The organism is Bacillus sp. XB1 (assembly GCF_053557995.1).
The window spans coordinates 315,503-328,261 of record NZ_JBNRIL010000001.1; the positions used below are offsets into that span (position 1 = coordinate 315,503).

Here is a 12,759-nt window from a genome sequence, read left to right on the forward strand (position 1 = left end):
AACATGAATATAATATTCATATGTCTATTGTATTTTTTGCGGCAAGATTAAATAGCTTTTTTGTTACTTTACAATAAAGTATACTTAATATCAGTAATTCATATAATTAGGAGTGGTTTCTATATTTAGAGAAAATACAAAAAGGATACTTCTGTCATTAGTAACAAATCCAATACTAATAATTGTATACGGGATCTTTTGCTATGAGTTGGCCTTATACTGTAAGTACGGAAGAATGAATTATAATATTTACATTTTGTTATTATGTATAGTACTTTTTATATCCATAACTACATTTACTACAATGCGGGTGATAAAAAATAGAGAATATGAATCTAAAAAATTAACAAATTCAATAGCATGGAGATCCATTTCTATTATCATTATTGTTGCAATTACATCATTTTATGGGATGCAGATTTATAAAAGTGCAATAAATTACAATGGCAAATTGGCATGGTTTATAGAAAAGTTAAAACATGAAAGGTCAGTTAAACTTAAACATAATAATATATATAAATCTGGAGTAGAAGGTATTTTTGAAGATATAAATAAAAAATATCCTTTGCCAAAGAAATTGTATATGGCAACTGATTTTGATCTTACATTTCATTCAGATGGAACAATCACAGCGTTTGATACATTTGTTTATGGGAAAAATGTTGATGGGAAAGAAGAAACTTATTTAATCTCTTATAATAAGAAGAAATCAGAAGATATTACTATAATACGAGATGGATATGCAAAGCCTGATTATAATGATGATAAATTAGTAGAACCTTTAATTAAAACGGTTAAGGCGATCCCAGTTAAGCAAACGGTCAAAAAATGGAATGAAAGTAAGTATGGGTTGATTTATTATGGAAAAAGAAATTGGGGATCCAATACAGAGGGAATTATTAATATTACTGAGGATGGTAAGAGGCAGAGTGTTAAAGAAGCAGCTTCTGATATCATTGGATATACTGTATCTATATTTGTCCCTGGAAAAGAGAAAGAGCTAGTCCCTGCTAGATATAATTTAATAAGTGACGCAAGTTGGAGTAAATCAAAGACGCCTCCAAAAGAAGATATGCTTAAAGAGAAGGAACAACAAGATTTAAAGAATGAAAAAGAACAGTTTTTCCTATCGAAAGAAGTTGGTTATAAACTAAATATGACAGATAAAGCATTAGGGAGCGCCTTTTATTCATTAAGCAAGACTAGTGATGAAGGGAAAACATGGGAGGTTATCAATCCAGACCCATTTAATGGGGGGATTGGTAGTGTATCAGGAATCATTTTTATAAATGATAAACTTGGGTTTTTAGGAGCAATTAGGCCTTCTGGTAATGAAGGAGAGTTATATCGCACAGATGATGGGGGAGTATCTTTCAAAAAGGTAGAATATCCGCCGCATGAAGTGAAATTAGATCATACACAGTCCACAATAAGTCCTTTTGATTCTCCTAGTATGCCATATGAGAAAGATGGGGTTTTTAATATGTTAGTTGGACAAGGGGCAGATGGAGACTACAATGGCGATAGTAGTGCACTTTATCAATCAAAAGATAACGGAGAGACATGGGAATTTGTAGAAGAAGTGAAAAAGAAATAATCAGAATGTTTTTTTAAAAATAAGGTAACTACTCAGCTATACATTTCATGACGGACAGGAAGAATTTAAGAGTGAAATAATTAAAGTTCTTTCTCATGCTGGAGGTTGATTAATATGGTCTACTATTCTTGCATCTTCCATCATGTATACTGTTACTTTATATAAGAATCATCCAGATATCAGAAAAATTATACATGCTCGTTTTGAAGAAATAAAGCAACGAATAAAATATTAATGTAACTAATAAAAAACGTTATTCTTTCTAGTAATTTTGCTTATTTAGAAAGAATAACGTTTTTGTTTTTTAATACTCAAGTAATAGTTTACCTGCAGTTCCTATCATATAATTTATTGAATTTTAATATACGTTATGTATAACAGATATTTACCTTATAAAATAAGGGGGGAATATTATGACTGAGACAAACGAATCTTTAGGAGTTAATTTGAAAAAAGATGTGAAGTTTTCTATTATAATTCCTGCGCATAATGAAGAAAAGTACATTAGAAAATGTTTAGATTCAATTGCAAAGGCATCAGAGGCATATAAAGAGCAAACGGAAGTTATAGTTGTTTTAAATCGTTGTACAGATAAAACAGAGGAAATAGCAAAATCTTATAATTGTATTACATTGAAAAATAACGATAAAAACTTATCTAAAATTCGAAATGCAGGGGCTAAAATAGCCAGTGGAGAAATAATCGTTACTATAGACGCTGATACGATAATGACAGAGTCTATGTTGTTTAATGTAGATAAATATTTAGCTTCAGGTAAATACATTGGTGGTGGGGTGAATGGGAAGTTTGAAAGAATATCTTTAGGAATATTTCTCTCCGCAATGTTAATCATAATCCCTTTACTTTTTAAGTACGGAGCTATATCTGTAGGGATTTTTTGGTGCTATAGAAAAGACTTTATGGCAATCAATGGATTTAATGAAAACATGCTTATGGCAGAAGATGCAGATTTCGCAAAACGTTTAAAAGAGTGGGGAAAGAAAAATAATAAGAAATTCGGTACTATTAAAAATGGAATGATAACTTCATGCAGAAGATTTGATACATATGGAGACTGGACTTTATTTAAAAATCCAAAAGTAATTTTAGCTTATCTAAAAGGAAATGATAGAAAATACGCAGATAAGACATATTATGATAACCAAGAAAGATAAAAGTGGAGAAAAGCGGCAGAGGATAGCTAGTACTTTTTTTAGATATGATGAGAATCCAACTTAATTTAATAGATACTATAAGAAAACCATCAATTTGATTACCCTTTTTCAAATTGATGGTTTTTATTTTTGAAATAAATATGTATTTTTTTATGAAAATATTTTTTGACCCCCATAAAACTTTGTACTCCTCCGAATATGTATAGTGGAAAAAATAAATAGAAGAAAAATGACTATGAAAGAATATAGAAGTATTAATAAAATTACTAGATTAAGTGGGCATCCAAAGTAAAAGGATGAAATTACCAATTATATAGAGGAGAGTTATTCAAGGATTGCAGATAAAATAGAAAAAGAATAAGCAAAACGAACGGTAGAAAATAAGAAAGTAGATAAAAATACAAACTTAACTGTAGTGCCGAGAGAAAAGAAAAAATCATTAAGAAAACGTTAGACTCTAAAAATATAACTAACAGCAAGAAAACAAGACCGAAGAAAAGTACCAAGAAAATCTGGTTAAATGGTCACTTGTGTAGTGGCCATTTTGCTATTTGAAGGAGGCTGGGAGATTACAAGTGTTGAGTTTAGTAATGAAGATCTTAAGAAAACCGAAAATAGAAGATATCGTATGTAACATACAAAATAATGAAGAAGATAAAGAAGCGTTTATCGTACAGTATCAACCTTTTATTAGAAAATCAATCTCATCTGTCTGCCGCCGATATATTACAGAACAGGATGATGAATATAGCATTGGATTGTTTGCGTTTAACGAAGCAATTGAAAAGTATTCCTATACAAAAGGAAAATCCTTTTTAGCGTTTGCTGATCTTCTTATAAAAAGAGATGTAATTGACTATATACGTAAGGAGTCTAAACATAACTTTGTCTTTTTAAAAGAAGATGAGCAAGAGGAAATGTTAGAAATGCAAGTGTCGCTTACGGAGTATATGAAAGAGATGGAAAATAGTAACCGTAAGGAGGAAATTCTTCATTTTCAAAGTGTGCTAGCTGAGTTTAAAATTACATTCTCAGAGCTTGCTAAAGAATCTCCTAAGCATCGTGATACGCGTGAGCAATTAATAGAAATTGTGAAAATTATTATAAAAGAAGAGGAAATGATGGAAGAGCTGTTCCGAAAGAAAAAGTTACCGCTTAAACAGATTGAACCGCGTGTTAGGGTAAGTCGTAAAACGTTGGAACGACATAGAAAATACATTATTGCAATGTGTATTATTTTTGCAAACAACTATACATATATTCTGGATTACATAAGAGGGGAAAAGCATGATGACTAAAGGAATTGTGATGGATATAAAAAAGCATAGCGTAGTTGTTTTAACACCAAATGGAGAGTTTATTACGTGTAAAAGAAAAGGGGATTCTTGCATAATCGGGGAGGAAATCTCGTTTGATGAGCAAGAACAAAAAGCATCGCATTTTTCGATTCCTTTCTTTTTAAAGCCTGCATCAATACTTGTTGCTTGTTTTCTATTTGCAGTTTTGTTTTTCTACAACCAACCAGAAGAAAAAGTATTTGCTTACGTCTCAGTTGATATAAATCCAAGTTTAGAGGTGAGCGTAACGAAGGATTTTCGTGTTATAGATTTGCAGGCTTGTAATGATGATGGAAGGCGTATTTTAAAAGAATTGAAGCAATGGGAAAATAAACAATTACAAGAAGTAATACGTACTATTATAAATCAAAGTCAAGAGGATAAGTATTTAACGAATGATAAGCAAGTTATGCTAACAGCTGTTGCAAAGGACAAGGCACTAGAACCACTTTTGGAAAAGGCAATGAAAGAATTAAAGAAAGAATATGAGCTAAAACATATTACAGTTGAATATCAAAGTAGCACAATGCAAATACGAGAGAATGCTAGAAAAGCTGGAATTGGCACAGGTGTCTATATAAAGCAAGAGAATGAGAAGAACAAATCACTTACGCCTCCTGTCACCCCGTCTAATCCGGTGGAAAACGAAGAAGAGGTGCAATCACAGCCGGAGTCATCTCCTGATGCAACACTCGATTTGTCTCCTGTAAAAGAGAAAAAATATGAAAAGCAAGAGCAGAAAGAACAAAAGAAAACAGAGGAACAGCCATCGAAGCAAATAAAAGAAAACAATGGAAGAGGATCTCAGCAAGAAAATAGAGGGAATCAACAGGAGAATAACAGTAGAGAAGCTCAACAAGGAAATAATGGGAATCAGCAAGGGAATAACGGAAGAGGATCTCAACAAGGGAATAATGGAAATGGGCAAGGGAACAACGGAAGAGGATCTCAACAAGGGAATAATGGAAATGGGCAAGGGAACAACGGAAGAGGATCTCAACAGGGAAATAACGGAAACGAGCAAGGGAACAACGGAAGAGGATCTCAACAGGGAAATAACGAAAACGAGCAAGGGAACAATGGAAGAGGGTCTCAACAAGGGAATAATGGAAATGGGCAAGGGAACAATGGAAGAAATCCTCAACAAGGAAATAATGGGAATCAGCAAGGGAACAATGGAAGAGGATCCCAGAAAGAAAATGACGGAAACGAGCAAGGGAACAATGGTAGGGGGTCTCAACAAGAAAATAGAGGCCACCAGCAAGGGAATGAAAAGAAGAATCAATAGAATATGGAAGTGAGAGATTCATTTCAAAGCTAAAAGGATTTATTCCGCTATTTGCTGGGCAGCCCGATTGGTGAGGGCTGATGATTAGTGGGGGGTGAACAAAACCCCCACTGATTAAAGTTGCACTTTAATATTCTATAGTTCTATTAAGAAGGAGTATGTGAAAAATATAATGGAGAAAAACATTCAACAAGATAAAGAAAAACCTGTTTTTTATGATCCGAAAGGAAGGAGAAACATAGCCTTTATTTGGTTTCTATGTATCTCAATAGTTAGTGTAAGTGTTGTATTTTATTTTTTCTTTCAAAGTATTTTTTCAACACCAGAAATTCCAAATATGAATACCGCTGTACAACAAGATACTAAACTTGTACCAATTAATCAAAAACTTAGTGATCAGCAGTTAAAGAAGGAAGAATTTAACCCAAATACCGAAACGAAGGATAATAAAAATTTGGTGAATCCGCCGAAGGATAGTAAACATCCTAAAGAAGTGTATGGTTTTTATGTAAACTGGGATGAAAATAGTACCGCTTCTTTAAAAGAAAATATCGATTCATTAACTACGTTAGTACCAGAGTGGTATCATTTAAAAGCAGATTTAACGATTAGAAGTGAGATAAAACCTGAGATTGTAAAACTAGCAAAAAAAAATCATGTGAAGATTATGCCGTTACTTACTAACTATACAGAAAAAGCTTCTGGCCCTGATAGTGAGCTTATCCATAAGTTACTGAATTCGCCGAATGATGTGAAGACGAAATTTATTAATAATTTAGTAAGCGAAGTTAAAAAGAGTCAGTTTTCAGGTATTAATATTGACTTTGAGTCCGTACCTGAAAGTGATAAAGAAAACTTAACAAATTTTATGAAAGAACTTACTAAGGAATTTCATGAACATGATTTGCTCGTTACACAAGATGTTCCAGCTAATGATAAGGCTTTTGATTATAGTGCGTTAGCAAAAATAATAGATCGAATGATTGTAATGATGTACGATGAGCACTATGGAGCCGGGGAACCAGGACCAATTGCTTCAAATAAATGGTTCCAACATACATTGAAAGAACTGAATATTCCGTCTAATAAACTTATAGTTGCTTTCGGTAACTATGGATATGATTGGGAAGTAAATAGTAAAGAAGCTGCAAAGTCTATGACTTTCTCAGAAGTTATGGCAATGGCTCATGATTCAAATATAAAAATTCAATGGGATAAGGTGAGTGGAAATCCGTATTTTAGATATAAAACAGGAGAGAAAGAACATACTGCTTGGTTCTTAGACGGTGTTACTCTTTATAATCAAGTGAAAATCGCAATGGACAATCATGCAAAGGGGTTTGCGCTATGGAGATTAGGAGCAGAAGATCCTACAATATGGAAAGTTTTAAAAAATCCTATTGAGGTACAAAAAAATCCTAATGTATTACATAAAATCAGTAGTTTAGATGAAGTGAATTATTCTGGACAAGGTGAAATTTTACAGATTGAGAATGAAAGAAAAAATGGATTGAGAGATTTTAAAGTAGGCAAAGATGATTATATTACAGATGAAGTATATCAATCCTTACCATCTGCATATGAAGTGCAACGATATGGAAAACCAAATGGGAAACAAGTAGTATTAACATTTGATGATGGACCAGACCCGAAATATACGCCAGAAATATTAGATATATTAAAAGAGAATCAAATAAAAGCTGCTTTTTTTGTACTTGGTGAAAACGCGCAACTAAATACTAGTATTGTAAAAAGAATATACGATGAAGGGCATGAAATTGGCAATCATACTTTCAAGCATCCTAACATAGCAGATACGTCTTTACTACGAACGAAAGTAGAACTTAATACGACGCAACGTTTAATTCAGGAAGTAACTGGACATTCTACGATTTTATTTAGACCGCCATATGAAGCGGATGCTAACCCGGATTCATCAAATGAAATATTGCCTATTTTACGTGCACAAAATATGAACTATACAATGGTAGCGGAAAAAGTTGATCCCGAAGACTGGGCAATACCATCAACAAATGAATTAGTAAAGCGTGCTCTTAATCCCATTTATAAGGGAGAGGGAAATATTATTCTTCTCCATGATGCGGGAGGGAACCGTACACATACAGTAGAGGCGCTCCCAATTATTATTAAAGACCTAAAAAAGCATGGATATAGTTTTGTAACAATTTCAGATTTAATGAATAAAGAACGAGATGAAATCATGCCTCCTGTTTCTTCTGAGGGGAAGCAATATTTGCTTTACAATAAAGCTGTCTTTTCAGGGGCAGGATACTTTAAGCATATATTAACAACTATTTTTTATATTGCTATTGGATTAGGGATTTTTCGATTTTTATTCTTAATTTATTTTGCATGGAAGCAGAAAAGAAAAACGTTATCTCGCTATATTAATTCGTCCTATCAACCTTTTGTTAGTGTTGTCATAGCAGCATATAATGAAGAAAAGGTGATAGCCAAGACAATTCACTCAATTTTGGATAGTAATTATAGAGAATTTGAAGTTATTGTTGTGGATGACGGATCGACAGATGGTACGTCAAAAGTAATGAAAGAAACATTTTATAAACACCCTAAAGTTCGTTTCATTCAGAAAGAAAACGGCGGGAAATCATCGGCAATGAACCTAGGGTTTCAACAATCGCGAGGAGAAATCATTGTCACTTTAGATGCGGATACTATTATTGCGCAAGACGCCATTTCTCTAATGGTTAGACACTTTGAAAATCAGAATGTAGCTGCAGTTTCAGGTAATGTCAAAGTGGGGAATAGACGGAATTTGTTAACTACTTGGCAACATGTTGAGTACATTACAGGGTTTAATTTAGAACGTAGAGCTTTTGATGAGTTAAATTGTATTACAGTAGTTCCAGGAGCTATTGGGGCGTGGCGCAAAAAGAATGTAGTTGAATCTGGATATTTAAGCGAAGATACGTTAGCAGAAGATACGGATCTTACTATTACATTTTTACGTCAAGGGCATAGAATTGTATATGAAGAAAAAGCGCATGCTTTTACGGAATCACCTGAAGATGTGAAAAGTCTCATTAAACAGCGGTATCGTTGGTCATATGGTACACTTCAATGTCTTTGGAAACATCGAAAAGCGTTATGTAATCCAAAGCATAAAACATTAGGATTTATTGCACTGCCTAATATGTGGTTATTCCAATATGTGCTGCAATTCATTGCTCCTTTTGCAGATATATTAATGATTATAGGACTATTTAGTAGTAATCCGCTAAAAGTTTTAGGATTTTATCTTGTTTTCTTTATAATGGATCTTCTCGCTTCTCTGTTCGCATTTAAATTAGAGGAAGAGAACCCAAAACCATTGGCATGGTTAATTTTACAACGTTTTATTTATCGCCAATTTATGACTTATGTTGTCATTAAATCTATATTCTCATCGCTTCGAGGAGTAGCGGTAGGGTGGAATAAACTAAAGAGACTGGGGAGTGTTAAACATTCCACGGAACATAAGGAGGCATCATAAAAGAGCAGACTATCTGCTCTTTTTTTCATTGGTTTTAGTTAGTTGAATGTAGAGTTGTAGTATAAAAACTGCTGCTTCTATAATGAGATTCCTATTCATCATTAATGGTGAGACATTATGTTAAGCTAATCCTTTAGTTTCGGATTAAAGTTTTTTTATATTTTTTTAAAATGACGGACACAAAAACGTATATACCTTCGAATTATATATATGGATAACATAAATATGTATATAAAAGGGGAGAAATAAGATGAAAGAAAAAAAAGAAATGTTTCAAGAAATCGCTGAGGTGTTAAAGGTATTGGCGCATCCAGTTCGTCTATCTTTAGTAAAAATAATGCTTGCAAAAGGTCCTACTAATGTAACAACAATGTATGGGGATTTACAAATGCCTCAAAGTACAATTAGTCAACATTTATCTAAACTAAAAGCTGCTAAAATGGTTACAGGTACTCGGAAAGGATTAGAAATTTATTATGAGGTAACTGACAATCGCACAAAATCAATATTAGCATGTTTAGTTTAAATGATGATTTCTATTTCAAAATAAAAAGCGCTATTCTTTTCTATGATTTTACAGAGAGAATAGCGTTTTTTATTTTTAAGGAGTATCTTTTTATATGCCTATAGAATGGAGTGAAAGGTTCATGGGTTTAAATGTACCTACTATTACCTTAGGTTCTAATGTGTCTAATAATGAAAAAATTCTCGGTTTAGGGGTGCTTCTTTATAGCTTACGTACAATTGAGATTAGAAAAAGTAGAGCGAGCGTTTAATAAGGCGGAAGTAGTGTTTATATGCGAAACTTTATAGAAATCTCATTTTTCTAATTGTATCTTTTTAGATTGATGGATGTGGGGTCACGTCCATCAATCTAAGAAAACAAGTTAGCTAAAAAATGATGAAAATAAACTTTATAGAAATAAAAAATATGAACGTAGAGGATGAAACAAAGTATATAGTGCTTTTTTAGTCATGTAATCTTTTAATCTGATGATCTTTTCCCCATTCAAACAGATTATCCATTATTTGCATTAAAGATTTTCCATATTCACTTAGTGTGTACTCAACCTTTGGTGGAACTTCTTGATATACGGTACGATAGATAATCCCATCAGCTTCAAGTTGCCGAAGTTGTTGTGTAAGAACCTTTTGTGTAATGTTTGGGATTTCTCGTTTAATTTCATTTGTTCGCATTTTTCCATCCGACAAAATACATAAAATATGAACTTTCCATTTTCCACCGATTACATCGAGTGTTGTTGCAATTGGGCAATTATCATTTTGATTCATATAACACCTCCACAGGTACTTTAAGGTTCCTATAGCACTTTAAAGTACGTACTTTTCAATTATATGTGACTCATTCATACTAATACGTAAAGGGTTGAATAATTTATAAAGGGGATGAAAAAAGATGAAAACACTTGTAATTGTAGCACATCCTGATATTGAAAAATCAAAAATTAATAAAAGATGGATTGAAGAACTTGAGAAATATTCGGATGAAATTACGGTGCATGAATTGTATAAAGTGGCACCGAATTGGGAGTTTAATATTGAAGAAGAGCAAAAGTTATTAGTAGAACATGACAGATATATATTTCAATTTCCGCTTTACTGGTACAGCTCACCACCATTATTAAAAAAATGGTTCGATGATGTATTAACATATGGATTTGCGTACGGATCTAAAGGAGATAAAGTGAAGGGGAAAGAATTTGGTGTAGCTATTTCTATAGGTGGATTAGAAAAAGACTATGAAAATAGTGGAATTACAATGGATGAGTTGACGAAACCATTCCAAGCTACATGCTTATACACAGGTATGGAATTTATACCTTCCTTTTATTTATATGGTGCAGAATATAAACTAAGTGATGAAGAGATTGATAAAAGTGCACCTGAGTATGTGCAATATGTGATGAACAAGAAGTATTCTAATATATAATGAAAAATAGCCATTTACTTGTAAAGTAAATGGCTATTTTATATTCTTTTTATATTCACTAAGTGTAATCTTTAGTAAATTAATAGTTAATCTGGTAAAATAAAAAACCTAACATATATAAAGGGGAGTTTTACTTGAGAACGATGCAAAAATTACTACAAAAAAGAGCAATGCAATCACCAAATTTGGAAGCGCTTGTAGGGGGGAAGAAAAGATATTCGTTTCAGCAATATAATGAACGAGTAAATCAGTTTGCACATTATTTGTTACATAATGGTGTGCAAAGAGGAGATCGTATAGGAATACTATGCAAAAATAATCACCCATTTCCAAGCGTTATGATGGCAAGTTTAAAAATTGGAGCGGTATTTATTCCGCTAAATCATCAGCTGACTGTTTATGAATTAGAAACGATTGTAAAAGAAGCGAAATTAAAAGTGTTAGTTATTGATGAAGAATTTAGTGAAGTGTTATTAAAGGTTGATGCTGTTAAAGAAATTCCTTATGTAATTCAAACAACAAAAGAAGGCTTTGGTTCATTTGAATTAGAGTTGCAAAAACAGCCAACGACAGAACCGAACGTAGAAGTTCATGAAGAAGGCGATGCCATTTACTTGTTTACATCAGGAACGACTGGACAGGCAAAAGCATGTGTAATTGGACATAAAAACTTACATCATTATTTTGCTGAAATTGCGGGACAAAGAGAAATCCCAGCAGGTGAACGCTTTTTATCTGTGCATCCATTGTTTCATATGAGTGGCGTGCTTTCTATTTTAAATTGTATTTATCATGGCGTTACGATGATCTTCTTAGCTGATTCGAATCCTGCTCTTATTTGGGATAAGATTGAAGAAGAGAAAATTACTACGATGCTTGCTTTCCCAGCCGTTTATAGTTACATGCTTGATGAACTAAATAAAAAAGAACGTAACATTTCAACCTTTAAAGTAGCACAAAGCGGTGGTACAAAAGTGCCAGAAACACTCATTCAAAAATATATGGAAAAAGGCATATATATGGTGCAAGGCTATGGTAGTACAGAAGGTTGGGTTGTAACCTCATGGCATCCAATGATGGGAAAAGAAAAGATGTCTTCTGTAGGAAAGACCTTGAAAAATGTAGAGGTGAAAATTGTTCACCCGGAAACAGGACATGAACTAACAACAAATGAAGTTGGAGAGATTCATGTGAAAAGTCCATACATGTTTAAAGGATATTGGAATAATGAAAAGGCAACAAAGAAGGTAGTAAAAGATAACTGGTTTAACATGGGCGATGCTGGCATGATAGATGATGATGGATTCCTGCATATTATGGGAAGATATAAAGACGTTATTATACGCGGTGGTGACAACGTATATCCAGATCAGGTAGAAGATGTTATTCATGAAATACATGGTGTTTTAGAAGTTGCAGTAGTTGGAGTTCCAGATGACTTTTGGGGAGAAGTTCCAAGAGCTTACATTGTGAAGGATGGCGAAACAACATTAACAGAAGAAAGTATTCTTCAGTATTGTAAAGAGAAATTAGCAAGCTATAAAATACCAGAAGTAGTATTCATAGATGAGTTACCGAAAAACGCTTTAGGAAAAGTGTTGAAGAGGGAATTACGAGATGCAGTTCTTGTGAAATAGAAAATTATGAAACGATGGAGAACCCAGTTATGTATAAAGCATGACTGGGTTTTTATGTATCAAAAACATAATGATTTACTAGATTTTGTATTTTGTGTAAGATAATAAAGAAAATTCAATTAATATTTCGAGGGATGAAATTAAATGAAGCTATCGTTATTAGAAGTAGAGACGGATAGACTCATTATCCGTCCATTTCAAAAAGCTGATTATGAAAGTTGGTTAGATCGATTTTCTTATTGATTATAAAAATAAAGAAA

Annotated in this window: 10 protein-coding genes and 2 pseudogenes; 11 read left to right on the forward strand and 1 reads right to left on the reverse strand. The window is 32.9% G+C overall.

The window, feature by feature from the left end:
- Window positions 1–112: 112 nt before the first annotated feature.
- The 8 genes and pseudogenes from ACK1U5_RS01530 (at window position 113) to ACK1U5_RS01565 (ending at window position 9,687) form a co-directional block, all read left to right on the forward strand.
- Window positions 113–1,597 carry a WD40/YVTN/BNR-like repeat-containing protein gene (locus tag ACK1U5_RS01530; RefSeq protein ID WP_023901655.1) on the forward strand — a complete coding sequence of 495 codons (1,485 nt, stop codon included), beginning with the start codon at window positions 113–115 and terminating at the stop codon, window positions 1,595–1,597.
- Window positions 1,598–1,637: 40 nt separating this feature from the next.
- Window positions 1,638–1,832: pseudogene (locus ACK1U5_RS01535) on the forward strand (hypothetical protein); the annotation flags it as partial.
- A gap of 178 nt (window positions 1,833–2,010) precedes the next feature.
- Window positions 2,011–2,772, forward strand: coding sequence for a glycosyltransferase (locus ACK1U5_RS01540; protein WP_000140998.1), 762 nt, complete (start codon window positions 2,011–2,013; stop codon window positions 2,770–2,772).
- Between the two features lie 575 nt (window positions 2,773–3,347).
- Complete coding sequence (gene sigI / locus ACK1U5_RS01545; protein ID WP_002098197.1) at window positions 3,348–4,070, forward strand: RNA polymerase sigma factor SigI; 723 nt, start codon at window positions 3,348–3,350, stop codon at window positions 4,068–4,070.
- Window positions 4,060–5,397 carry an anti-sigma factor domain-containing protein gene (locus tag ACK1U5_RS01550; RefSeq protein WP_009326664.1) on the forward strand — a complete coding sequence of 446 codons (1,338 nt, stop codon included), beginning with the start codon at window positions 4,060–4,062 and terminating at the stop codon, window positions 5,395–5,397. Before sigI ends, ACK1U5_RS01550 begins: the two co-directional genes overlap by 11 nt.
- Window positions 5,398–5,569: 172 nt before the next feature.
- Window positions 5,570–8,911, forward strand: a complete 3,342-nt coding sequence (locus ACK1U5_RS01555) for a glycosyltransferase (protein ID WP_113710642.1) — start codon at window positions 5,570–5,572, stop codon at window positions 8,909–8,911.
- Between the two features lie 250 nt (window positions 8,912–9,161).
- Complete coding sequence (locus ACK1U5_RS01560) at window positions 9,162–9,437, forward strand: ArsR/SmtB family transcription factor (protein ID WP_000660066.1); 276 nt, start codon at window positions 9,162–9,164, stop codon at window positions 9,435–9,437.
- Between the two features lie 94 nt (window positions 9,438–9,531).
- The gene (locus ACK1U5_RS01565) at window positions 9,532–9,687 is read left to right on the forward strand and encodes a hypothetical protein (RefSeq protein ID WP_002098201.1); all 156 of its coding nucleotides are present in this window, start codon (window positions 9,532–9,534) and stop codon (window positions 9,685–9,687) included.
- Between the two features lie 193 nt (window positions 9,688–9,880).
- Here the strand turns inward: ACK1U5_RS01565 and ACK1U5_RS01570 are convergent, their stop codons facing one another.
- On the reverse strand, window positions 9,881–10,204 hold the full coding sequence (locus ACK1U5_RS01570; protein WP_001072981.1) for a winged helix-turn-helix transcriptional regulator: 324 nt from the start codon (window positions 10,202–10,204) through the stop codon (window positions 9,881–9,883).
- 124 nt (window positions 10,205–10,328) lie between these two features.
- Here ACK1U5_RS01570 and ACK1U5_RS01575 point away from each other — a divergent pair, with 124 nt between their 5' ends.
- The 3 genes and pseudogenes from ACK1U5_RS01575 to ACK1U5_RS01585 form a co-directional block, all read left to right on the forward strand.
- Complete coding sequence (locus ACK1U5_RS01575; RefSeq protein ID WP_000855231.1) at window positions 10,329–10,862, forward strand: NAD(P)H-dependent oxidoreductase; 534 nt, start codon at window positions 10,329–10,331, stop codon at window positions 10,860–10,862.
- A gap of 143 nt (window positions 10,863–11,005) precedes the next feature.
- A complete protein-coding gene (locus ACK1U5_RS01580) occupies window positions 11,006–12,499 on the forward strand; it encodes a class I adenylate-forming enzyme family protein (protein ID WP_080481919.1) in 1,494 nt (497 codons plus the stop codon).
- 144 nt (window positions 12,500–12,643) lie between these two features.
- Window positions 12,644–12,736 (forward strand): annotated as a pseudogene (locus ACK1U5_RS01585) (GNAT family N-acetyltransferase); the annotation flags it as partial.
- Between the last annotated feature and the right edge of the window lie 23 nt (window positions 12,737–12,759).